We start from the raw sequence: 22,297 nt of genomic DNA on the forward strand, positions 1-22,297 counted from the left end.
CCGCCCCACCCGGAGACGGTACGCCCCCGCGGCAGGCCGCCGCGAGGGGATCGCCTGCGTCAGTCCTCGTGGCCGAGCTGGAGGTCGCGCTCGGTGCGTCCGCCTCCGGCCACCTGCAGGACGGTGGCGACCGGGGGGTATCCGGCGGCGATGACGGTGTACTCGCCGGAGGACAGGTCGACGAAGCGGAAGGTGCCGTCGGGGCCGGTGGTGAGGGTGTCGACGACGTTGCCCGCCACGTCGAGCAGGGTGACGCGGGCGTCCTCCACGGGCCGTCCGCCACCGGCCCGGACGGTGCCGCGCAGGACGGCACCGCCGGCCAGCTCGATGTCCCGGCGGGTCTCACGGGCCGCCTGGACCGTGACGGGCAGCGCCGCGGGGCGGAAGGCGGGGGCGCTGGCGGCGAGGGTGTACTCGCCGGCCACCAGCTCGGTGATGACGTAGCCGCCCTCCCGGCCGGTGCGGGTGGTGGCCACGACCTCGCCGTGCACGTTGGTGAGCGTGACGGTGGCCTCCCGCACGGGCGTGCCGTCGGCGGTGACCACGCTGCCGACGAGGTTGCCGGCGCCGCCGAGGACGATGTCGAGTTCGACGGGCCGCTCGCCCACGGTCACGGAGACGGCCTGCGGCTGGTGGCCGCCGGCCGCGGCGATCAGCACGTAGGAGCCGGGGCCGGGAGTGGCCAGCGCGTACCTGCCGTCGTCGCCGCTCGCGCCGCGTCCGGTCTGTTGCCCGGTGACGTCGATGAGGGTGAGCGCCGCGCGGGGCACGACGGTCCCGTCGGGGTGCTGCACGGAGCCGCAGACGGGGACGCCGCCGGCGTACGCGGCGCGCGCCGGCGGGACCGGGGCCGTCCCCGGTGCCGTGCCCGGGTCGGTCAGCGAGGCGTTGTGGGACACCAGGGGTTTCTCCTTGAGGAAGAAGGCGATGACCAGTCCGAGGACCAGCACCGGCACCAGGTAGAGGAAGATCCGCGGCATGGCGTCGGCGTAGGCCCGGATGTAGCCGTCGCGCAGGTCCGGGGGCAGGGCGTGCACCAGCTGCGGCGTGATGGCCTCGGGGTCGGGCAGGCCGCCGCCGGCGGGGAGGCGCTCGGCCAGGGCGTCGGTGAGCCGGTCGGCGAACAGGGTGCCGAAGACGGCGGCCCCGACACTGCCGCCGATCTGCCGGAAGTAGTTGTTGGCGCTGGTGGCGGTGCCGAGGTCGCCCGGGCGCACCGAGTTCTGCACGGCGAGGACGAGCACCGGCATCACCAGGCCGATGCCGGCGCCGAGGACGGCCATCCAGATGCTGTAGTGCAGCCGGGGCGTGCCGACCTCCAGCCGGGACAGCAGCCACATGCCGGCGACGGAGAGCACGCCGCCGAGGACGGGGTAGGCCTTGTAGCGGCCGGTGTGGCTGATGAGCTGGCCCGAGACGATGGAGGCGCCGACGATGCCGGCCATCATGGGCAGCATGAGCAGGCCCGACTCGGTGGCGGAGGCGCCGTCGACCATCTGCAGGTAGGTCGGCAGGTAGCTGGCCGCGCCGAACAGCCCGACGCCGACCACCAGACCCACCAGGCCGGTGACGTTGAAGACGGAGTCCCTGAACAGCCGCAGGGGCATGAGGGGTTCGACGGCGAACCGCTCGACGACCAGGAAGAGCACGGTCGCCGCCCCCGCTCCCGCGGCCAGGCCGAGGATCACCCGCGAACCCCAGGCGTGTTCGGTCCCGCCCCAGCTGGTCAGCAGCACCAGACAGGTGGAGGCGGCGGTCAGCAGCAGCGCGCCGAGGACGTCGAACCGGGCCCGGGCGGCGGGCTTCGGCAGCTTCAGCGCGACCGCCACGACGGCGAACGTGACGATGCCGAAAGGGACGTTGACGTAGAAGCACCAGCGCCAGGAGAGGTGGTCGGTGAAGTAGCCGCCGAGGAGCGGGCCGGCCACCGAGGCGAGGCCGAAGGAGGCGCCGATCAGCCCCATGTAGCGCCCGCGCTCGCGGGGCGGCACGATGTCGGCGATGATCGCCTGGACCCCGATCATGAGCCCGCCCGCGCCCACGCCCTGGAGGGCGCGGAAGGCGATCAGCTGGTCCATGGTCTGCGCGCGGCCCGCCAGGGCGGAGCCGGCGACGAAGACGACGATGGCGAACTGGAAGACGCCCTTGCGGCCGAGCAGGTCCCCGAGCTTGCCGTAGATCGGCAGCCCGACCGTGGCGGTGAGCAGGTAGGCGGTGATCGCCCAGGACATGCGGTCCAGGCCGTGCAGTTCGCCGACGATCTTCGGCAGCGCCGTGGCGACGATCATCTGCTCCAGGGCGGCCAGGAGCAGGGCCAGCATGAGCGCGAAGAAGACCAGCCGGACCCGCTGCGGGGCCGGTCCGCGCTCCGGATCCGGCGGCGGCGGCGCGGGGGTGGCGGGAGGCGCCACCGCCGGTTCGTCCTGCGCCAGAGTGATCCCGCCCACTCACCGCTCCCCTCGTCGCGTGCCGCACAATTCCCGCGTAAAAGCGACAACTACGAGCAAGCGCGACGAGTTACGGCACAGGAGCGAACCGCACGGAGATCACTCGAACCGGTGAGGACCTCAACAGGCCCTCCCGGCTGGACTCTTGGCGGCCTACTTCTCGACCTCGGCGGCGAGCCGGGTGAGCATCGCGTCGTAGATGCGGCCGAGCCCCTTCGGGGCGAACGTCTTCTCGAAGAAGCCGCCGATGCCGCCGGCACCGGTCCAGGTGGTGGTCACGACGACCCGGGACTTCCCCTCCCCGGCCGGGGTGACGCGCCAGGTGGTGACCATGGAGGAGTTGCGGTCCTTCTCGACCAGCTCGCCGTCGGTGGGCTCGGTGACCTCCAGCAGGCAGTCGCGCACCCGCTTGCTGGTGGCCTGGAGCTTCCAGTGGACCAGCGTGCCCTCGCCGTCCCCGCCCTCGCGCACCTCGTACTCGCTGAACTGCTCGGGCAGCAGCTTCGCGCGCGTGCCGCTGTAGTCGGCGAGGGCGTCGAACACCGTCTCCGCGTCCGCCGCGACGATCCGCTCCGTAGTGGCCTCGACCTGCGCCATCGCTTTCCTCCAGGACCTGGTTGCTCGGGGGGGTCGGGGCAAGCCAACCACCCCGCCGCGCGGCCCCCCAAATCGGGGTGGCGCAACACGGTCGCACCCGTTCGGAAAGCACCCTCGCACGATCAAGGGAACATGTGTTCTATTGTGTGGTCAGTGCTACCGAGGAGGCGTCATGCGCTGGGAGAACCTCACCGTGGACCCCGAACACGGCCGGGCCGACGCCGCGCTGTTCGGCGCGGACACGGTGACGACCCGGACCTTCGACACGCCGGAGTTCGCGGGGATCACCTTCCACGAGGTCCGGGCCCGGTCGATCATCAACCGGGTGCCCGCGGTCTCACGGATGTCGTTCCAGTGGACGGTCAACCCCTACCGGGGGTGCTCGCACGCGTGCGTGTACTGCTTCGCGCGCAAGACGCACAGCTATCTCGACCTCGACACGGGGCTGGGCTTCGACAGCCAGATCGTCGTCAAGACCAACGCGCCCGAGCTGCTGCGGCGGCAGCTCGCCTCGCCCCGCTGGCACGGCGAGCACATCGCGATGGGCACCAACGTCGACTGCTACCAGCGCGCCGAGGGCCGCTACCGGCTGATGCCGGGCATCATCGCCGCCCTGCGCGACCACGCCAACCCGTTCTCCATCCTGACCAAGGGCACGCTGATCCTGCGCGACCTGGACCTGATCCGGCAGGCGGCCGAGGTGACCGACGTCGGCATCTCGGTCTCGGTCGGCTTCACCGACCAGGAGCTGTGGCGCACCGTGGAGCCGGGCACCCCCGCACCGCAGCGGCGCCTGGAGGTCGTCCGCGCCTTCGGGGAGCTCGGCATCGGCTGCGGCGTGCTGATGGCACCGGTCATCCCCTTCCTGAGCGACGGGCCGGATCAACTGCGGGCCACGGTGCGGGAGATAGCGGCCTGCGGCGCCACGTCCGTGACCCCGCTGGTGCTGCACCTGCGGCCCGGCGCCCGGGAGTGGTTCATGGCCTGGCTGGCCCGCCACCACCCGTATCTGGTCGCGCGCTACGAGCGGCTGTACGCCGAAGGCTCCTACGCGCCGAAGTGGTACCAGCGCCGGATCACCCGTCAGGTGCACGAGCTGGCCGAGGAGTACGGCATCGGGCCCACGCGCCCGGCGGCACCGCGGCGGATCCGGCCGCCCGAACCGACGGAGGAACCGCCGGTGTCCGGCCCCACCCAACTTTCGCTCCTTTAGGAGCATTCGAGCGCAACCGGCGATCCAATCGGGTCATGAGTTTTACGGAATGAGTTCTTCCAGGACCGGATTCCGGGACGATGCGGCGAGGACGGTGACCCCCGCGGTCCGACATCCCGCCGTCCTGGGAGGACTCCATGAGAAAACGCGCAGCCGCGCTGTGCGGCGCCGCCGTCGTCATGGCCGGGACCTTCACGGCCGTTCCCGCCGAGGCGAGCGCACCCAGCACCGCCCCCACCACCGTGCAGACCGCGCAGCTCTCCTGGAAGAGCTGCGCCACCGACGACCACCCGACGCTCCAGTGCGCGTCCCTGAAGGTGCCCCTGGACCACCGCAGGCCGCGGGGGAAGCAGATCACCCTCGCCCTGTCCCGCGTCCCGCACACCGCCCGCACCTACCAGGGCCCCCTGCTGGTCAACCCGGGCGGCCCCGGCGGCAGCGGCCTGACGCTCGCCGGGTTCGTCGCCTCGTCGCTGCCCGCGAAGGTCGCGGCCCAGTACGACGTCATCGGCTTCGACCCGCGCGGCGTGGGGGCCAGCAAGCCCGCGCTGGACTGCAAGCCGGGCCACTTCGACCCGGTCCGCCCGGACTCCGTCCCCGCGACGCCCGCGATCGAGAGGGCCAACCTCGACCGCGCCAAGGCCTTCGCCGCCGCCTGCGGCAAGAAGTACGGGCACCTCCTGCCGTACATCGACACCACCAGCGCCGTGCGCGACATGGACGCGATCCGGCGCGCCCTGGGCGCCGAGAAGCTCAACTACTTCGGCTACTCGTACGGCACCTACCTGGGGGCGGTGTACGCCCGGTACTTCCCCGAGCGCGTGCGGCGACTGGTCCTGGACTCGGTCGTCGACCCGACCGACGTCTGGTACGAGGCCAACCTGAACCAGGACGTGGCCTTCGACGACCGCCACCGCGCCTTCCTGGCCTGGGTCGCACGGCACGACGGCGCCTACGGGCTGGGCACCGACCCCGAGAAGGTCGAGGCCAGGTGGTACGCCATGCGCGCGGCCCTGGCGAAGAAGCCCGCGCAGGGCACGGTGGGCGCCTCGGAACTGGAGGACACCTTCATCCCCGGCGGCTACTACAACGGCTACTGGCCCCTCCTGGCCGAGGCGTTCGCGGCGTACGCCGTGGACAAGGACCCGGGGCCGCTGGTCGAGGCGTACGAGAGCCTCGGCGCGGTCGACGCCTCCGGCGACAACGGGTACAGCGTCTACACCTCGGTCCAGTGCCGGGACGCCGGCTGGCCGCGCGACTGGCGGCAGTGGCGCCGGGACAACTGGGCGGTGTACGGCAAGGCGCCCTTCATGACCTGGAACAACGCCTGGTACAACGCGCCGTGCGCGTTCTGGCCGACGGAGTCGCGGCGCCCGGTGAACGTCGCCAACGGCAAGCTGCCACCGGTGCTGCTGTTCCAGGCGACCGGCGACGCGGCCACGCCGTACCAGGGTGCCGTCACGACCCACCGCCTGCTGGCCCGGTCCAGCCTGGTGGTCGAGCAGGGCGGCGGCAACCACGGCATCACGCTGAGCGGCAACGCCTGCCTGGACAAGCACCTGGCCGCCTACCTCACCGACGGCACCGTCCCGCGCGGTCACGGCGCGGCGGACGCGGTGTGCGAGGCACTGCCCGATCCGGAGCCCGCGGCGTCCGACACTTCCGCCTCGGCACGGGGGACGTCGCCCGCCTCCTCGAAGGGCTCGGCGCTGCACGGGCTGCTCGGCTTCCGCCGCTGAGCGCCTGACGGCCCGTCGGGGACGGACGCCGCCGGCCGTGGGCCACCATGGACCCGTGAAGGAGCCGACGAGCGTTTCCGTCCCCGGCGGTGGCCGCGCCCCTGCGGCCGTGCGGATACGGGAGATGACCCCGGCCGACTGCGAGGGCGTCGCCGGGATCCGCGTCCGTGGCCGGCAGCACGCCTACCGGGGCATGATGCCGCAGGCGTATCTCGACGGGCTCAGCGTCGAGGAGGACGCCGAGCGGCGCCGCGCGCACCTCTCCCGCGCCGACGGCCCGCGGAGTCCTTCGAGGTGGACGGGGTCGCGGTACCCGAGGTGCGGTACGTCCGACCCCTGTCCCGCTGACGTGCCCGGCGACCGTCGGCGCCTCACCTCTGTCCGGGGATCCGCCCCAGGGCCCGTACGGCCGCCTCGGCCAGCGCCGGATGGGCGAGGGCCTCGTTCAGCACCGGGCGGGCCCGGTCGTCGCCCAGGGTCCCGAGCCCGTCCACGCAGGCCAGGGCGACCCGGCGGTAGGGGTCGTGCGGGCGCAACCGCCGCCGCAGGGTGGTGATCAGCGCCGGCACGGCCTCCGGTGCCCGCAGGTCGACCAGGAGCCGCACCGGGTGCAGGGCGTAGGCGACGCGCAGTTCGTTGGTGGCGAGGGCGGCGGCCGCGCGTGCGGTGCGGGGGTCGCCGAGCCGGGCGAGGGCGTGCGCGGCGGAGGCGCAGCGCGGCGGATCACGGTGGTTGAGCAGCAGCACCAGCGCTTCGAAGGCCCGCCGGTCCCCCGCCACGCCCAGCCGGAACGCGGCCAGTTCACGCGCCCACAGCGGCTGCCCCTGCTCGGTCAGCACCGCCGCGAGCACGTCCGGGTCGTCGGTCGCCGCGAGCCGCTCGAACGCCGGCGGGCCTCCGGACTCCTGCCGTAAGCGCTCCGTGAGTGATCGCAACTCTTCGTCCATGACTGAGAGGTTAGGCGGGCCGTGGCCCGCACGGGACGTACATCACAAACACCGGGGGCTGGCGCGCTCGTTACCCGCCGGTTAAGCTCAGACGAGCGAGTTACCCACTCGCGATCCCTCAGGGCGGTCTGGTGACGCGGCCGCCGTGAGAGCAGTCGGTTCGGTGCCTCAGGTACCGCAGTACGGCTCGGCCCCGGGACAGGGCCGGTCGGACGGCCGTCCCCCTCCGGGCGTGTGCACGCCCCGGGGAAGACGGTACCGGGCGTGTGCGCTTCGCAGCCCGGCCCACACCCGCATTCCTCACGCACCCGGTGCGTCCGCGACCCGGCTTCCGCCGGTCCTCGCGCGGCGCACCCGGGAGGCGTTCCCCGTCGTCACCCTCATCCTGGAGTCCCGCGATGGCCACTCCCCTTTCCGACCCGTCCCAGTCCCCGCTGCGCACCGTCGCCGTCGTCGGTCTCGGCACGATGGGCACCGGCATCGCCGAGGTCCTCGCCAAGGCCGGCCGCGAGGTCGTCGGCATCGACATCAGCGAGGCCCAGGCCGCCACGTGCGTCGCCGCCCTGGAGGCCTCCACCGCCCGCGGCGTGGAGCGCGGCCGGCTGACCGAGCAGGACCGTGCCGAGATCCTGGCCCGGGTGCGCACCTCCTCCGACCTGCGTGCCGCGGCCGACGCCGACCTGGTCATCGAGGTGGCCCCGGAGTCGTACGAGGTCAAGCAGCAGATCTTCCGGGAGCTCGACGCGATCGTGCGTCCGGGGACGATCCTGGCGACCGGCACCAACGCGCTGTCCGTCACGCGGCTGGCGGCCGACTCCGCACGGCCGGAACGGGTGCTGGGCCTGCACTTCTTCAACCCGGCGCCGGCGATGAAGCTGGTCGAGGTCGTGTCCTCGGTGCTGACCGCCCCCGCCGCCGTCACGGCCGTCACCGACCTCGCGCTCGACCTGGGCAAGGAACCCGTCGCGGTCGGCGACCGGCCCGGTTTCGTCGCCGACGGCCTGCTGTTCGGCTACCTCAACCAGGCCGCCGCCATGTACGAGGCGCGGTACGCCTCCCGCGAGGACATCGACGCCGCGATGCGGCTGGGCTGCGGACTGCCCATGGGCCCGCTGGCGCTGCTCGACCTGATCGGCGTCGACACCGCGCGCACGGTCCTGGAGGCCATGTACACCGCCTCCCACGACCGGCTGCACGCCCCGGCCCCCATCCTCAGGCAGCTCAGCGAGGCCGGTCTGACGGGCCGCAAGGCGGGGCGCGGCTTCTACACGTACGAGGCGCCGGGCAGCGCGGTCGTCGTGCCGGACGCGCTGACCCCCTCGGAGAACGGCACGGCGGTCGCCGGCCGGACCGTCTCCTCGGTCGGGGTGGCCGGTTCGGGCACCATGGCCTCCGGGATCGCCGAGGTCTTCGCCAAGGCCGGCTACGAGGTCGTCCTGGCCGCGCGCAGCGAGGAGAAGGCGCAGACCGCCAAGGCCCGCATCGGCAAGTCCCTGGCGCGCTCGGTCGACAAGGGCCGCATGACCGCCGAGGCCGCCGCCGAGACCCTGGACCGCATCACGGCCACCGGCAGCTACGAGGACTTCGCCGGCGTCGATCTGGCCCTGGAGGCGGTCGCCGAGGACCTGGAGGTCAAGCGGCAGCTGTTCGCCACGCTGGACAAGGTCTGCAAGCCGGGCGCGATCCTGGCCACGACGACCTCCTCCCTGCCGGTCGTCGCCTGCGCCCGGGCCACCTCGCGGCCGCAGGACGTCATCGGGATGCACTTCTTCAACCCGGCGCCGGCCATGAAGCTGGTCGAGGTGGTGCGCACCGTGCTGACCGCCGACGACGTGCACGCCACGGTCCGCGAGGTCTGCGGCCGGATCCGCAAGCACGCGGTGGACTGCGGGGACCGGGCCGGCTTCATCGTGAACGCGCTGCTGTTCCCGTACCTCAACAACGCGGTCAAGATGGTGCAGGAGCACTACGCCTCGCTCGACGACATCGACGCCGCGATGAAGCTGGGCGGCGGCTACCCGATGGGTCCGTTCGAGCTGCTGGACGTCGTCGGACTCGACGTCTCGCTCGCCATCGAGAAGGTCCTGCACCGCGAGTTCCGCGACCCGGGTCTCGCCCCGGCGCAGCTGCTGGAGCACCTGGTGGCCGCGGGCTGCCTCGGCCGGAAGACCGGCCGCGGCTTCCGCGAATATGCCAAGCGCTGAGCGTCCCGGCGGCCGGCCCCGGTCCGGGGCGGAGTGGGGCGGGCTCTTCGGCCCGGACCGGTCCGCCCCGCCCCCCGGCGGCTTCCGGCACCCAGGTCACGCGCACCGAGCTGCGCACATGCAGTACGTTCAGGGCATGCCCCAGCCCGCCAAGTCCTCACGTACCCCCGCCGCGGCCGACGCCCCGGAGAGCGCCGCCGGCTCCCGTGCCGCCGCCCAGCGGCTCAAGATGCGCCGGGAACTGGCGGCCGCCGCGATGGAGCTCTTCGCGACGAAGGGGTACGAGGCGACCACCGTCGACGAGATCGCGGCCCGGGCCGGGGTGGCCCGCCGTACGTTCTTCCGCCACTTCCGCTCCAAGGAAGAGGCGATCTTCCCCGACCACGACGACACCCTGATCCGCGCCGAGGCGGTGCTCAACGCGGCGCCCGCGCACGAGCATCCGCTCGACACCGTGTGCCGCGGGATCAAGGAGGTCATGCGGATGTACGCGGCCCGGCCGGAGATCTCGGTCGCCCGCTACAAGCTGACGCGCGAGGTGCCCACCCTGCGCGAGGCGGAGATCGCCTCGGTCGCCCGCTACGAGCGGCTGTTCACCCGCTACCTCCTCGGCCACTTCGACGAGCGCGCGCACGCCGACGACGCCAACGACGACCCGCTGCTGGCGGAGGTGGCCGCCTCGGCGGTGGTCACCGCGCACAACCACGTGCTGCGGCGCTGGCTCCGGGCCGGCGGTCAGGGCGATGTGGAGGCGCAGCTGGACCACGCGTTCGCCATCGTGCGCAGGACCTTCGGCACCGGCATCGGCGCAGGGCGCTCCGCGGACCCCCAGCCGGCCGCGGCGACGGCCTCGACGCAGGGCGAGGTGCTGGTGACGGTGGCCCGCACGGACGCCCCGCTGGACGAGGTCATGCGGACCATCGAGCAGGCCCTCAAGGAGCGCTGAGCAGCTCACGGCACTGTGATGACGGCCACCCTTCGGGGTGGCCGTTTTGGCATGTCAGGGGCCGTTTTACGGGCCCTGGCCGACCCCGTTCGATCGATCATCGCTCATATGTTGCGTAAAGATTTCATCTGAGATCAAGTTCTGGCACTCAGTGCCTTGCGGGGTGACACGCGGTGTCATACGTTGAAGGAGTCCGGGCGACGTCCCGGCAGGCCGAACCCGCCTGCACGTCCGGACGCCTGCGTCACAGGCAACCTCCCGCGCCACCATGCGCCGCCGATCAGCACCACCGCCGAACCGACGGCACCCCTCAACCCTCAGCAGCACCGACGTAACCATCGGCGCCCCTCCCTCAGGGCGCTCACCGCCGGAGGCAACACCGTGACCGTGAAGGACATCCTGGCCGCGATCCAGTCGCCCGACTCCACGTCGGAGGACTTCGCCGCCCTCCCGCTGCCCGAGTCGTACCGCGCGATCACCGTGCACAAGGACGAGACGGAGATGTTCGCCGGGCTCGCCACGCGCGACAAGGACCCCCGCAAGTCGATCCACCTGGACGAGGTGCCGCTGCCCGAGCTCGGCCCGGGCGAGGCGCTGGTGGCCGTCATGGCCTCGTCGGTCAACTACAACTCGGTGTGGACGTCGATCTTCGAGCCGCTGTCCACCTTCGGCTTCCTGGAGCGCTACGGCCGCACCAACGAGCTGGCCAAGCGGCACGACCTGCCGTACCACATCATCGGCTCCGACCTCGCGGGCGTCGTCCTGCGCACCGGCCCGGGCGTCAACGCCTGGCGCCCCGGCGACGAGGTCGTCGCCCACTGCCTGTCGGTCGAGCTGGAGTCCAGCGACGGCCACAACGACACGATGCTCGACCCCGAGCAGCGCATCTGGGGCTTCGAGACCAACTTCGGCGGCCTCGCCGAGATCGCCCTGGTGAAGTCCAACCAGCTGATGCCCAAGCCCGACCACCTCAGCTGGGAGGAGGCCGCCGCCCCCGGTCTGGTCAACTCCACCGCCTACCGGCAGCTGGTCTCCCGCAACGGCGCCGGCATGAAGCAGGGCGACAACGTCCTCATCTGGGGCGCGAGCGGCGGACTCGGCTCCTACGCCACGCAGTTCGCCCTCGCCGGCGGCGCCAACCCGATCTGCGTGGTCTCCAGCGAGCAGAAGGCGGACATCTGCCGCTCGATGGGCGCCGAGGCGATCATCGACCGCACCGCCGAGGGCTACAAGTTCTGGAAGGACGAGAACACCCAGGACCCCAGGGAGTGGAAGCGCTTCGGCAAGCGCATCCGCGAGCTCACCGGCGGCGAGGACATCGACATCGTCTTCGAGCACCCGGGCCGGGAGACCTTCGGCGCGTCCGTGTTCGTCACCCGCAAGGGCGGCACCATCACCACCTGCGCCTCGACCTCGGGCTACATGCACGAGTACGACAACCGCTACCTGTGGATGTCGCTGAAGCGCATCATCGGCTCGCACTTCGCCAACTACCGCGAGGCCTGGGAGGCCAACCGCCTGATCGCGAAGGGCAAGATCCACCCCACGCTGTCCAAGGTGTACTCCCTGGAGGACACCGGCCAGGCCGCGTTCGACGTGCACCGCAACCTCCACCAGGGCAAGGTCGGCGTGCTCTGCATGTCCCCCGAGGAGGGCCTGGGCGTGCGCGACGAGGCCAAGCGCGCCCAGCACATCGACGCCATCAACCGCTTCCGCAACATCTGAGACACCCGGGAGCACAGATGACTGAGCGTCAGCCCGCCGACGGCAGGCGGGAGAAGGACCGGCCGTGGCTCATGCGCACGTACGCCGGTCACTCCACGGCCGAGGCGTCCAACGAGCTGTACCGGCGCAACCTCGCCAAGGGCCAGACGGGTCTGTCGGTGGCGTTCGACCTGCCGACGCAGACCGGCTACGACTCCGACCACATCCTCGCCCGCGGCGAGGTCGGACGGGTCGGCGTGCCGATCGCGCACCTCGGTGACATGCGCCGGCTGTTCCAGGACATCCCCCTGGAGCAGATGAACACCTCGATGACCATCAACGCCACGGCCATGTGGCTGCTGGCGCTCTACCAGGTCGTCGCCGAGGAGCAGGGTGCCGACATCACCAAGCTCCAGGGCACGACCCAGAACGACATCGTCAAGGAGTACCTCTCCCGCGGCACGCACGTCTTCCCGCCGGGGCCGAGCCTGCGCCTGACGACGGACATGATCGCGTACACGGTCTCCCACATGCCGAAGTGGAACCCGATCAACATCTGCAGCTACCACCTGCAGGAGGCGGGCGCCACACCGGTCCAGGAGATCGCGTACGCGATGTCCACCGCCATCGCCGTGCTGGACGCGGTGCGCGACTCCGGCCAGGTGCCGCAGGACCGCATGGGCGACGTCGTCGCGCGCATCTCCTTCTTCGTGAACGCGGGCGTCCGCTTCATCGAGGAGATGTGCAAGATGCGGGCGTTCGGCCGCATCTGGGACCGCATCACCCGCGAGCGGTACGGCATCGAGAACCCCAAGCAGCGCCGCTTCCGCTACGGCGTCCAGGTCAACTCCCTGGGCCTGACCGAGGCGCAGCCGGAGAACAACGTCCAGCGGATCGTGCTGGAGATGCTGGCCGTCACCCTCTCCAAGGACGCCCGCGCGCGCGCCGTGCAGCTGCCCGCCTGGAACGAGGCCCTGGGCCTGCCCCGCCCGTGGGACCAGCAGTGGTCGCTGCGCATCCAGCAGGTCCTGGCGTACGAGAGCGACCTGCTGGAGTACGAGGACGTCTTCGAGGGCTCGAAGGTGATCGAGGCGAAGGTGGACCGGCTGGTCGAGGAGGCGTTCGCCGAGATCGACCGCATCCAGGAGATGGGCGGCGCGATGGCGGCCGTCGAGTCCGGCTACCTCAAGTCGCAGCTGGTCGCCTCGCACGCCGAGCGCCGCGGCCGGATCGAGTCCGGCCAGGAGAAGATCGTCGGCGTCAACATCTTCGAGGGCACCGAGCCCAACCCCCTGACCGCCGACCTGGACACCGCCATCCAGACGGTGGACCCGGCGGTCGAGGCCCGGGTCATCGCCGGGCTGCAGCAGTGGCGGGACAGCCGCTACCAGCCGCCCTTCAACCACCCGAGGCCCTGCAAGGCCCTGGAGCGCCTGAAGGACGCCGCCCGCGGCAACGAGAACCTCATGGAGGCCACCCTGGAGTGCGCCCGCGCCGGCGCGACAACCGGCGAGTGGGCCGGGGCCCTGCGCGAGGTGTTCGGCGAGTTCCGGGCGCCCACGGGCGTCTCCTCCGCGCCGGTGGCCGTGCCGGTCGAGGAGGGCAGCTCGCTGGCCCTGGTCCGCCGCAAGGTGGAGCTGACCGCCAAGGACCTGGACGTGGGCAAGCTGCGCTTCCTGGTCGGCAAGCCGGGCCTGGACGGGCACTCCAACGGCGCCGAGCAGATCGCGGTGCGCGCGCGGGACGCCGGCTTCGAGGTGGTCTACCAGGGCATCCGGCTGACGCCGGAGCAGATCGTGGACGCGGCCCTCGCCGAGGACGTGCACGCGGTCGGCCTGTCGATCCTGTCCGGATCGCACGCCCAGCTGGTCCCGGACGTCCTCGAACGGCTGCGTGTGGCCGGTGCCACAGACATCCCCGTGATCGCCGGTGGCATCATCCCGAATGGTGACGCCGAGCAGCTCAGGGAAGCCGGAGTGGCCGCGGTCTTCACCCCGAAGGACTTCGACATCACCGGGATCATCGGCCGCATCGTCGACGAGATCCGGAAAGCGAACCAGCTCGACCCCCTGGAGGTCCCCGCATGACGACCGTCAACCGCCTTCGCCCCCGGCGTTCCTGCCTGGCGGTACCGGGCTCGAACCCGCGCTTCCTGGAGAAGGCGCAGGGCCTCCCGGCGGACCAGGTCTTCCTCGACCTGGAGGACGCGTGCGCCCCGCTGGCCAAGCCCGAGGCGCGGCACACCATCGTGAAGTTCCTCAACGAGGGCGACTGGACGGGCAAGACGCGGGTCGTCCGCGTCAACGACTGGACGACCGAGTGGACCTACCGCGACGTCGTCACGGTCGTCGAGGGCGCCGGCCCCAACCTCGACTGCATCATGCTGCCGAAGGTGCAGGACGCCCAGCAGATCGTGGCGCTGGACCTGCTGCTGACGCAGATCGAGAAGACCATGGGCTTCGAGGTCGGCCGCATCGGCATCGAGGCGCAGATCGAGAACGCCCAGGGCCTGAACAACGTCAACGAGATCGCCCAGGCCTCCCCGCGCGTGGAGACCATCATCTTCGGCCCGGCCGACTTCATGGCGTCCATCAACATGAAGTCGCTGGTCGTGGGCGAGCAGCCGCCCGGCTACCCGGCCGACGCCTACCACTACATCCTGATGAAGATCCTCATGGCCGCCCGCGCCAACAACCTCCAGGCGATCGACGGCCCCTACCTCCAGATCCGCAACGTCGAGGGCTACCGCGAGGTCGCGCAGCGCGCCGCCGCCCTCGGCTTCGACGGCAAGTGGGTGCTGCACCCGGGCCAGGTCGAGGCCTCCAACGAGATCTTCTCGCCGTCGCAGGAGGACTACGACCACGCCGAGCTGATCCTGGACGCGTACGACTACTACACGTCCGAGGCGGGCGGCAAGAAGGGCTCGGCGATGCTCGGCGACGAGATGATCGACGAGGCCAGCCGCAAGATGGCGCTGGTCATCTCCGGCAAGGGCCGCGCCGCCGGCATGCAGCGCACCAGCAAGTTCGAGATCCCGGAGGGCTGAGCGCCATGCAGTTCGGACGCACCTACGAGGAGTTCGAGGTCGGCGCGACGTACAAGCACTGGCCGGGCAAGACGGTCACGGAGTACGACGACCACCTGTTCTGTCTCCTCACCATGAACCACCACCCCCTCCACATGGACACGAACTATGCGGAGAAGACGACGGACTTCGGCAAGAACGTCGTGGTGGGCAACTACATCTACTCGCTGCTGCTCGGCATGTCCGTACCGGACATCTCCGGCAAGGCCATCGCCAACCTGGAGATCGAGTCGCTCAAGCACGTGGCGCCGACCTTCCACGGCGACACGATCTACGGCCAGACGACCGTGCTCGACAAGTGGCCGTCGAAGTCCAAGAACGACCGCGGCATCGTGTACGTGGAGACCAAGGGCTACAAGCAGGACGGCACGCTGGTCTGCGTGTTCCGCCGCAAGGTGATGGTGCCGACCGAGACGTACATCAAGGAGCGCGGCGGCGAGCAGCCCGGCCGCCCCGAGCTCAGGGAGCAGGAGAAGTAGCCATGGCGCGACTCGCCCAGACCGCCGGTCTGACGGACGTCCAGCAGGAGATCCTGTCCACCGTCCGGGACTTCGTGGACAAGGAGATCATCCCGGTCGCCACGGAGCTGGAGCACCGCGACGAGTACCCGCAAGCGATCGTCGACGGGCTGAAGGAGTTGGGCCTGTTCGGCCTGATGATTCCCGAGGAGTACGGCGGTCTGGGCGAGTCGCTCCTGACGTACGCGCTGTGCGTCGAGGAGATCGCCCGCGGCTGGATGTCGGTGTCCGGCATCATCAACACCCACTTCATCGTGGCCTACATGCTCAAGCAGCACGGCACGCAGGAGCAGAAGGACCACTTCCTGCCGCGCATGGCGGCCGGGGACATCCGGGGCGCGTTCTCGATGTCGGAGCCGGCTCTCGGCTCGGACGTGTCGGCGATCACGTCCAAGGCGGTGAAGGACGGCGAGGAGTACGTCCTGAACGGCCAGAAGATGTGGCTGACGAACGGCGGAACGTCGTCGCTGGTGGCCGTTCTGGTCCGGAGTGACGAAGGTCACCCCGAGGGCACGGCGCCCCACAAGTCGATGACCACCTTCCTGGTGGAGAAGGAGCCCGGCTTCGGCGAGGTCCGCCCCGGTCTCACCATCCCCGGCAAGATCGACAAGATGGGCTACAAGGGGGTCGACACCACCGAGCTCATCATGGATGGCCTGCGGATTCCCGCGGACCGCGTGCTCGGCGGGGTCACGGGCCGCGGTTTCTACCAGATGATGGACGGCGTCGAGGTCGGCCGCGTGAACGTGGCGGCGCGTGGCTGCGGCGTCGCGCAGCGTGCGTTCGAACTGGGCGTGCAGTACGCGCAGCAGCGGCACACCTTCGGCAAGGCGATCGCCCAGCACCAGGCCATCCAGTTCAAGCTGGCCGAGATGGCTACCAAGGTCGAGGCCGCGCATGCGATGATGGTGAACGCGGCACGCAAAAAGGACTCCGGGGAGCGAAACGACCTCGAGGCTGGGATGGCGAAGTACCTCGCCTCCGAGTACTGCAAGGAGGTCGTCGAGGACGCCTTCCGGATCCACGGCGGCTACGGCTTCTCCAAGGAGTACGAGATCGAGCGCCTCTACCGCGAGGCGCCGATGCTGCTGATCGGTGAAGGTACCGCCGAGATCCAGAAAATGATCATCGGCAGGCGGCTGCTCGAAGAGTATCGATTCCAGGGCTAGATGTCCGGATACGGGGTGTTTTCTTGGAGAAGAAGATCACACCCCGTCAGCACGCCTCAGCCGCCGACTCGGCAGCCTGGCTTACCCAGTTAGGGCCGCGAGCCGCTACGATCGCCGGAAAGCCGCCGTCCCCCGTCAGAGTGCGGCATCATCCGCTACGAAGGTCATCCATGCCCCACAGCCAAACCTCTGCATCTCGCGACAGCCGGGCCGGCGTACGCCTCGCGCGCGGAGCATCGCCGTGGCTTCTTCCGACCGTCGCCACCGCAGCACTCAGCCTGGCCCGCGCGCGCCGTTCCGGCGCCGCCAAGGCCGTGGCCGTTCCCGCCACCGCGCTGGCGGCGGGCATGCTGTGGTTCTTCCGCGACCCCGAGCGCGAGATCACCCAGGGCCGGGTCATCTCGCCCGCCGACGGTGTGGTGCAGAGCATCATGCCGTGGAAGGACGGCCGCACCCGCGTCGCGATCTTCATGAGCCCGCTCAACGTCCACGTCAACCGCGCGCCGCTGGCCGGCACCGTGACGTCGGTCGAGCACGTGCCCGGTGGCTTCGTTCCCGCCTTCAACAAGGAGAGCGAGAACAACGAGCGCGTCGTCTGGCACTTCGACACCGAGCTCGGCGACATCGAGATGATCCAGATCGCCGGTGCCGTCGCCCGCCGCATCGTCCCCTACGTGCCCCAGGGCACCAAGGTCGAGCAGGGCGAGCGGATCGGCCTGATCCGCTTCGGCTCGCGCGTCGACCTCTACCTGCCCGAGGGCGTGGAGGTCGCGGTCGAGGTGGGGCAGAAGACCGTGGCTGGGGTGACTCGCATTGACCGTGGTTGATCCTGATACCAAGTCCGGCTGGGTCCCGGGGTCCGACGAGGTCGACGAGGAAGAGGAGATGCCCCTCTCCCTCCGGCTGTCGATAGCGGACACGCTGACGCTCGGCAACGCCACGTGCGGCTTCATGGCGGTGTACTTCACCACCACCGGCATCCTGATCCCGGATCTCATGGGCAGCCAGGAGACCGGCATGGCACGCAACAGCGCGGCCACGGCGGTCATCCTCATGCTCTGCGCGGCGGTCTTCGACCTGTTCGACGGCCTGGTGGCGCGCAAGCTGCGGTCCTCGCCCATGGGCGCCGAGCTGGACAACCTGTCGGACCTGATCAGCTTCGGCCTGGCGCCGGCGTACTTCGTGCTCGTCTACGGCATGGTCGCGGACGGCGCGTACCAGCGGGTCGCCGCGGTCGGGGCCATCGTGGTGCTGCTGGCGGTGGTGCTGCGGCTCGCCCGGTTCTCGTGCGTCACGGTCAAGGACGGCACCTTCCAGGGCATGCCGTCACCGTTCGGCGCGCTCACGGTCGTGTCGATCGTCCTGCTGGAGCTGCCCTTCGTGGCGACCCTGCTGGCGATCCTGGGGACGGCGTGGCTGATGGTGAGCCGCGTGGAGTACCCGAAGCCGCGGGGCCGGCTCGCCGTGGCGATGCTGTCGTGGATCGTGCTGGGCATGGGCCTGATGGCGGCCTGGGCGTTCGACGCGCCGAGCGGCCAGCTGCTGCTCCAGACGGGCTGCGCCCTGCAGCTGGTCATGGGGGCGGTCATCCCGCTGTTCGCGACGGCCCGGCGGGTGAACAACTTCCGCGACAACCGTCGCGAGGCACGGGCGGCGCAGCTGCCGTAGCAGGACACAGGCGAAGGGCCCCGGACCGGGTGACGGTCCGGGGCCCTTCCCGTGCACGGACGCGGGTGCCGCAACGCCACCTCGCGAGGTACCCGGCCTCCGGGTCCCACCACGCGCCCGGCGGGCGGACCCCCGCTGGAGCACGTGGCGAGAGGCCGCAGGCGGGCGGCCGGAGCCGGACGTCCGCAGGTGCGCGGCCCGCAGGTGCGCGGCTGGAAGCGAAGAGCCGCGGGCGGGCCGCTGGAGCGGGCGGCCGGGGCCCGGCGGCGGCCGGAGGCGGGGGCCGCAGCCGGGCAGCCACAGGCGGGCAGCCACAGGCGGGCGGCCGCAGGCGAGAGGCCGCAGGCAGACAGCCGCAGGCGAGAGGCCGCAGGCAGACAGCCGCAGGCGAGAGGCCGCAGGCAGACAGCCGCAGGCGAGAGGCCGCAGCCGGGCAGCCACAGCCGGGCAGCCACAGCCGGGCAGCCACAGGCGCGCGGCCACAGGCGGGGGCCGCAGCCGGGCAGCCACAGCCGGGCGGCCACAGGCGGGCGGCCACAGCCGGGGGCCGCAGCCGGGCAGCCACAGCCGGGCGGCCACAGGCGGGCAGCCGCAGGCGGGCGGCCACAGCCGGGGGCCGCAGCCGGGCAGCCACAGCCGGCCGGCCGGAGGCCGGGGCCACAGCCGGGCAGCCACAGCCGGGCGGCCGCAGGCGAGAGGCCGCAGGCGGACAGCCGCAGGCGAGCGGCCGGAGCCCGGCGGCCGCAGGCGGACAGCCGCAGCCGGGCGGCCACAGCCGGGCGGCCGCAGGCGAGAGGCCGCAGGCGGACAGCCGCAGCCGGGCAGCCGCAGGCGAGAGGCCGCAGCCGGGCAGCCGCAGCCGGGCAGCCGCAGGCGGGCGGCCGCAGGCCGGGCGGGCGGAGCCGGGTCGGGCGGGAGCCGCTCGGAGCGGGATTGCGTCCAGCCCGGGATCCGGGCTCAGGTCGGGAACCGGCTCAGGTCGGGCATCCGCTCAGCCTGGAGCCCGGCTCCGCCCGGGCCCCGGCTCAGGTCAGGAAGTCCTGGGCGATGCGCCGGGCGACGCGCTCCAGGAGGGGGCCCGCCTCGGCGATGCACTTCGCCACGTCCGGCTCCTCGTCCGTCAGGGGGTACGCCCTGCGGATGCCGGCCCGGCCCAGGACCTCCGGGGGGAGGGCGAGGCGGCCGCAGACGGCCACGACGTCCCGGCCGGCGGCGCGGGCCGCCGTGGCGACGCCCGCCGGGGCCTTGCCGTGCAGCGTCTGCTCGTCGAGGGAGCCCTCGCCGGTGATCACCAGATCGGCGCGGTCCAGGGCGGGCGCGAAGCCCAGGACGTCGAGCATGACCTCGATGCCGGGGCGGAACCGGGCGCCCAGGAGCAGGGCGCCGTAACCGATGCCGCCGGCCGCACCCGCACCCGGCGACGCCGCGTACGCGGCCGCCTCCGGGCCGGCCGTCTCCTCCAGCACCTTCGCGAAGTGCGCGAGGGCGGCGTCCAGGGCCGCCACGTCGTCCGGTGAGGCGCCCTTCTGCGGGCCGTAGACCGCGGGCGCGCCCTTCGGGCCGGTCAGCGGGTTGTCGACGTCGCTGGCGAGGACCAGCTCGACGTCGGCCAGCCGCGGGTCGAGACCCGACAGGTCCGCCGTCGCCAGCTCGGCGAGGCCACCGCCCCCCGGGGGGACCGGCCTCCCCTCCGCGTCCAGGAACCGCGCGCCCAGCGCCGACAGCATCCCGGCGCCGCCGTCGGTGGTGGCGCTGCCGCCCACGCCGAAGACGATGGTGCGGGCCCCGGCGTCCAGCGCGGCGCGCAGCAGCTCGCCGGAGCCGCGGGTCGAGGCCGTCAGCGGGGCGAAGACCCCCTCGGGCAGCCGTTGCAGCCCGCTCGCCTCGGCCATCTCCACGACGGCGGTGCCCTCGCGCAGCGCGTACGCCGCCGTCACCTCGTCGCCGAGGGGGCCGGCGACCCGGACCTCCCGGCGCTCGAAACCGGCCGCGACGGCCGCGGCCACGGTGCCGTCGCCGCCGTCGGCCACGGGCAGCGCCTCGACGCGGAGGTCGGGCAGGACATGGCGCAACCCGGCCGTGACCCGCTCGGCGACCTCCACGGCCGTCAGCGACCCCTTGAACTTGTCCGCGGCGACGAGCACCCGCTGTGCCTTCCGGGTTCCGCTCCCTGCAGCGTCCGCCACTTGCACTCCCCTTGCTCTCCGGGCCTTCACGCACGTCAAGGCCAGTCGCGCCGCTGCGACCTTAACCGGAGGAACCGTCCCCCGTCAGCCCGTGCCCACCCCATGGACCCCCGCGGCCGGCCCCGGCGGCACCCCGGCCCCGCCGACACAGCGGCCCGGACCCACCGCAGCCTCCGCTGTCGAAACGGGTAGACCTCCCCCATGACCTCCGCACGCTCGGACACGGACCTCGGCGATCGCATCCTCGGCGGCTGGCAGGGCCGCATCGCGGGCAACATGCTCGGCAAGCCCGTCGAACAGGGCGAGGTCTGGTCGCGCGACCGCATCGACCGCTACCTCAGGCGGGCCGCCGCCCTCCCGCTGACGGACTACCTGCCCGAGCCCGCCGGCGACGAGGCGGGCGCCCTGCGCCCCGAGTGGCGCCAGTGCGTCCGCGGCCGCATCCACGGCAGCTGCCGCGACGACGACGTCGACTACGCGATCCTCGGCCTCGACCTGCTGGAGACCCACGGCTTCGGCTTCAGCACCGAGCAGGTCGGCGACCTGTGGCTGCTGCGGCTGCCGTACCTGCAGACGTTCACCGCCGAGCGGGCCGCTTACCGCAACCTCGCCAACGGGCTGAAGCCGCCGCTGACCGCGACGTACGACAACCCCTACCAGGAGTGGATCGGGGCCCTCATCCGGGCCGACGTGTTCGGCTGGACCTGCCCGGGGGCGCCGCGCCGGGCCGCCGCGCTGGCCCGGCGGGACGCCGTGCTGTCGCACACCGGGAACGGGGTCTACGGCGCGATGTGGGCGGCGGCGCTGGTCGCGGCGGCGTTCACCGCGCCCACCGTGCGGCGGGCCCTCGACGAGGCCCTGGCCGTGATCCCGGCCGGCAGCCGCCTCGCCCGCACCGTCCGCCGGGTGGCCTCGCTGCACGACACCCGGATGTCCTGGGAGGACACGCTGACGACGGTCGCCGAGGAGACCGCCGGGATGGGGTGGATCCACACGATCCCGAACGCCGCCGTCCTCACGGCGGGTCTGCTGTACGGCGACGGCGACTTCACGCGCACCATCACGCTGACCGTCCGCGGCGGCCTGGACACCGACTCGAACGGCGCGACGGCGGGCTCGGTGGCGGGGGTGCTGGGCGGCGCGGCGGCCATCCCCGCGCAGTGGACGGCGCCGCTGGAGGACACGGTGCGCAGCGCGGTATTCGGCTTCGACGGGGTCCGCATCAGCGAGCTGGCGGAGCGGACGGTGCGGCTGGCGGAGTCGGAGGGCTGAACCGGCAGGCCGGGAAGGGGCGTCCGGTGGCTACGCTGCCCTTCATGAGCACCTCTCCTGACTACGCCGCCTACATCGCCTCCCTGCCCCGTGTCCTGGCCGCTGCGGCCGTGCTGTTCCGGGACGGCGCCGGCCGGGTGCTGCTGGTCGAGCCCAACTACCGGGAGGGCTGGGCGCTGCCCGGCGGCACCGTCGAGTCCGACGACGGGGAGAGCCCGCGGCAGGGCGCGCGGCGCGAGACGCTGGAGGAGATCGGCCTGGACCGCGAGCCCGGGCGGCTGCTGGCGGTGGACTGGGTGCCCGGCGCGGACCGCCCGCCGCTGGTGGCGTACCTGTACGACGGCGGGGTGCTCGGCGAGGAGGACCTGAAGGCGATCCGCCTTCAGGAGGAGGAGCTGCTGTCCTGGCGTACGGTCCCCCGCGAGGAGCTGACGGCGTACCTGCCCGGCGCCCTCGGCCGCCGCGTCCTGGCCGCCCTCGACGTCCTGGCGGAGGGCTCGGGTCCGGCGGAACTGGAGAACGGCCGGCGGGTCTTCTGACCGGTGACGGCTGCCGCCGCGCCATGTCCGCTCGCCGCCGCGCGATATCCGCTCGCCGCCGCC

The 22,297-nt window shown here is 72.1% G+C and carries 17 protein-coding genes; 13 read left to right on the forward strand and 4 right to left on the reverse strand.

The features are described from left to right. Window positions 1–59: 59 nt before the first annotated feature. Entirely contained in the window at window positions 60–2,447 is a 2,388-nt protein-coding gene (locus ACZ6ZN_RS04335) for an MFS transporter (protein ID WP_469642965.1), read from the reverse strand. Between the two features lie 153 nt (window positions 2,448–2,600). Next, window positions 2,601–3,044: an SRPBCC family protein gene (locus ACZ6ZN_RS04340; RefSeq protein ID WP_398109480.1), complete on the reverse strand. Its 444-nt coding sequence runs from the start codon at window positions 3,042–3,044 to the stop codon at window positions 2,601–2,603. Between the two features lie 172 nt (window positions 3,045–3,216). On the opposite strand from ACZ6ZN_RS04340, the gene ACZ6ZN_RS04345 reads away from it, so the two are divergent. Both ACZ6ZN_RS04345 and ACZ6ZN_RS04350 read left to right on the forward strand, forming a co-directional pair. Further along, entirely contained in the window at window positions 3,217–4,257 is a 1,041-nt protein-coding gene (locus ACZ6ZN_RS04345; RefSeq protein WP_469642968.1) for an Rv2578c family radical SAM protein, read from the forward strand. 137 nt (window positions 4,258–4,394) lie between these two features. Next, window positions 4,395–5,996, forward strand: a complete 1,602-nt coding sequence (locus ACZ6ZN_RS04350; RefSeq protein ID WP_469642970.1) for an alpha/beta hydrolase — start codon at window positions 4,395–4,397, stop codon at window positions 5,994–5,996. Between the two features lie 371 nt (window positions 5,997–6,367). On the opposite strand, the gene ACZ6ZN_RS04355 is transcribed toward ACZ6ZN_RS04350, so the two are convergent. Further along, the gene (locus tag ACZ6ZN_RS04355) at window positions 6,368–6,943 is read right to left on the reverse strand and encodes an adenylosuccinate lyase (protein WP_398109484.1); all 576 of its coding nucleotides are present in this window, start codon (window positions 6,941–6,943) and stop codon (window positions 6,368–6,370) included. A gap of 398 nt (window positions 6,944–7,341) precedes the next feature. Here ACZ6ZN_RS04355 and ACZ6ZN_RS04360 point away from each other — a divergent pair, with 398 nt between their 5' ends. From ACZ6ZN_RS04360 to pssA, 9 genes are all read left to right on the forward strand, one after another. Then, on the forward strand, window positions 7,342–9,147 hold the full coding sequence (locus ACZ6ZN_RS04360; protein WP_469642972.1) for a 3-hydroxyacyl-CoA dehydrogenase family protein: 1,806 nt from the start codon (window positions 7,342–7,344) through the stop codon (window positions 9,145–9,147). A gap of 118 nt (window positions 9,148–9,265) precedes the next feature. Further along, window positions 9,266–10,093: a TetR family transcriptional regulator gene (locus ACZ6ZN_RS04365; protein WP_469642974.1), complete on the forward strand. Its 828-nt coding sequence runs from the start codon at window positions 9,266–9,268 to the stop codon at window positions 10,091–10,093. A 381-nt stretch (window positions 10,094–10,474) separates the two neighbouring features. Beyond that, window positions 10,475–11,818, forward strand: coding sequence for a crotonyl-CoA carboxylase/reductase (gene ccrA, locus ACZ6ZN_RS04370; RefSeq protein WP_398109487.1), 1,344 nt, complete (start codon window positions 10,475–10,477; stop codon window positions 11,816–11,818). A gap of 17 nt (window positions 11,819–11,835) precedes the next feature. Further along, the gene (locus ACZ6ZN_RS04375) at window positions 11,836–13,884 is read left to right on the forward strand and encodes a protein meaA (protein ID WP_398109488.1); all 2,049 of its coding nucleotides are present in this window, start codon (window positions 11,836–11,838) and stop codon (window positions 13,882–13,884) included. Beyond that, window positions 13,881–14,843, forward strand: a complete 963-nt coding sequence (locus ACZ6ZN_RS04380; RefSeq protein WP_467731859.1) for an HpcH/HpaI aldolase/citrate lyase family protein — start codon at window positions 13,881–13,883, stop codon at window positions 14,841–14,843. The genes ACZ6ZN_RS04375 and ACZ6ZN_RS04380 overlap by 4 nt, the downstream gene beginning before the upstream one ends. Window positions 14,844–14,848: 5 nt before the next feature. Beyond that, the gene (locus ACZ6ZN_RS04385) at window positions 14,849–15,361 is read left to right on the forward strand and encodes a MaoC family dehydratase (protein ID WP_030843910.1); all 513 of its coding nucleotides are present in this window, start codon (window positions 14,849–14,851) and stop codon (window positions 15,359–15,361) included. Window positions 15,362–15,363: 2 nt separating this feature from the next. Further along, window positions 15,364–16,569 carry an acyl-CoA dehydrogenase family protein gene (locus ACZ6ZN_RS04390; protein WP_033309198.1) on the forward strand — a complete coding sequence of 402 codons (1,206 nt, stop codon included), beginning with the start codon at window positions 15,364–15,366 and terminating at the stop codon, window positions 16,567–16,569. Between the two features lie 170 nt (window positions 16,570–16,739). Next, window positions 16,740–17,396: a phosphatidylserine decarboxylase gene (locus tag ACZ6ZN_RS04395; RefSeq protein ID WP_384321775.1), complete on the forward strand. Its 657-nt coding sequence runs from the start codon at window positions 16,740–16,742 to the stop codon at window positions 17,394–17,396. A gap of 58 nt (window positions 17,397–17,454) precedes the next feature. Then, entirely contained in the window at window positions 17,455–18,237 is a 783-nt protein-coding gene (gene pssA, locus ACZ6ZN_RS04400) for a CDP-diacylglycerol--serine O-phosphatidyltransferase (protein ID WP_333934415.1), read from the forward strand. Between the two features lie 1,025 nt (window positions 18,238–19,262). Here the strand turns inward: pssA and ACZ6ZN_RS04405 are convergent. Further along, entirely contained in the window at window positions 19,263–20,423 is a 1,161-nt protein-coding gene (locus ACZ6ZN_RS04405; RefSeq protein WP_469642978.1) for a glycerate kinase, read from the reverse strand. Window positions 20,424–20,624: 201 nt separating this feature from the next. On the opposite strand from ACZ6ZN_RS04405, the gene ACZ6ZN_RS04410 reads away from it, so the two are divergent. Together ACZ6ZN_RS04410 and ACZ6ZN_RS04415 are read left to right on the forward strand one after the other, a co-directional pair. Next, window positions 20,625–21,695 carry an ADP-ribosylglycohydrolase family protein gene (locus tag ACZ6ZN_RS04410; RefSeq protein WP_469642980.1) on the forward strand — a complete coding sequence of 357 codons (1,071 nt, stop codon included), beginning with the start codon at window positions 20,625–20,627 and terminating at the stop codon, window positions 21,693–21,695. A 44-nt stretch (window positions 21,696–21,739) separates the two neighbouring features. After that, window positions 21,740–22,234, forward strand: coding sequence for an NUDIX domain-containing protein (locus ACZ6ZN_RS04415; RefSeq protein WP_398109493.1), 495 nt, complete (start codon window positions 21,740–21,742; stop codon window positions 22,232–22,234). The last annotated feature ends 63 nt before the right edge of the window (window positions 22,235–22,297 follow it).

The sequence above is a fragment of the Streptomyces sp. NPDC053665 genome (genome assembly GCF_055585285.1).

Bases quoted from the DNA above. Each gene is read 5' to 3' on its own strand.
- ACZ6ZN_RS04395 (WP_384321775.1), top strand. From the start codon at position 16,740: ATGCCCCACAGCCAAACCTCTGCATCTCGCGACAGCCGGGCCGGCGTA.
- ACZ6ZN_RS04355 (WP_398109484.1), bottom strand. From the start codon at position 6,943: ATGGACGAAGAGTTGCGATCACTCACGGAGCGCTTACGGCAGGAGTCC.
- ACZ6ZN_RS04345 (WP_469642968.1), top strand. From the start codon at position 3,217: ATGCGCTGGGAGAACCTCACCGTGGACCCCGAACACGGCCGGGCCGAC.
- pssA (WP_333934415.1), top strand. From the start codon at position 17,455: ATGCCCCTCTCCCTCCGGCTGTCGATAGCGGACACGCTGACGCTCGGC.
- ACZ6ZN_RS04340 (WP_398109480.1), bottom strand. From the start codon at position 3,044: ATGGCGCAGGTCGAGGCCACTACGGAGCGGATCGTCGCGGCGGACGCG.
- ACZ6ZN_RS04385 (WP_030843910.1), top strand. From the start codon at position 14,849: ATGCAGTTCGGACGCACCTACGAGGAGTTCGAGGTCGGCGCGACGTAC.
- ACZ6ZN_RS04350 (WP_469642970.1), top strand. From the start codon at position 4,395: ATGAGAAAACGCGCAGCCGCGCTGTGCGGCGCCGCCGTCGTCATGGCC.
- ACZ6ZN_RS04415 (WP_398109493.1), top strand. From the start codon at position 21,740: ATGAGCACCTCTCCTGACTACGCCGCCTACATCGCCTCCCTGCCCCGT.
- ACZ6ZN_RS04360 (WP_469642972.1), top strand. From the start codon at position 7,342: ATGGCCACTCCCCTTTCCGACCCGTCCCAGTCCCCGCTGCGCACCGTC.
- ACZ6ZN_RS04390 (WP_033309198.1), top strand. From the start codon at position 15,364: ATGGCGCGACTCGCCCAGACCGCCGGTCTGACGGACGTCCAGCAGGAG.
- ACZ6ZN_RS04375 (WP_398109488.1), top strand. From the start codon at position 11,836: ATGACTGAGCGTCAGCCCGCCGACGGCAGGCGGGAGAAGGACCGGCCG.
- ACZ6ZN_RS04380 (WP_467731859.1), top strand. From the start codon at position 13,881: ATGACGACCGTCAACCGCCTTCGCCCCCGGCGTTCCTGCCTGGCGGTA.
- ACZ6ZN_RS04365 (WP_469642974.1), top strand. From the start codon at position 9,266: ATGCAGTACGTTCAGGGCATGCCCCAGCCCGCCAAGTCCTCACGTACC.
- ACZ6ZN_RS04410 (WP_469642980.1), top strand. From the start codon at position 20,625: ATGACCTCCGCACGCTCGGACACGGACCTCGGCGATCGCATCCTCGGC.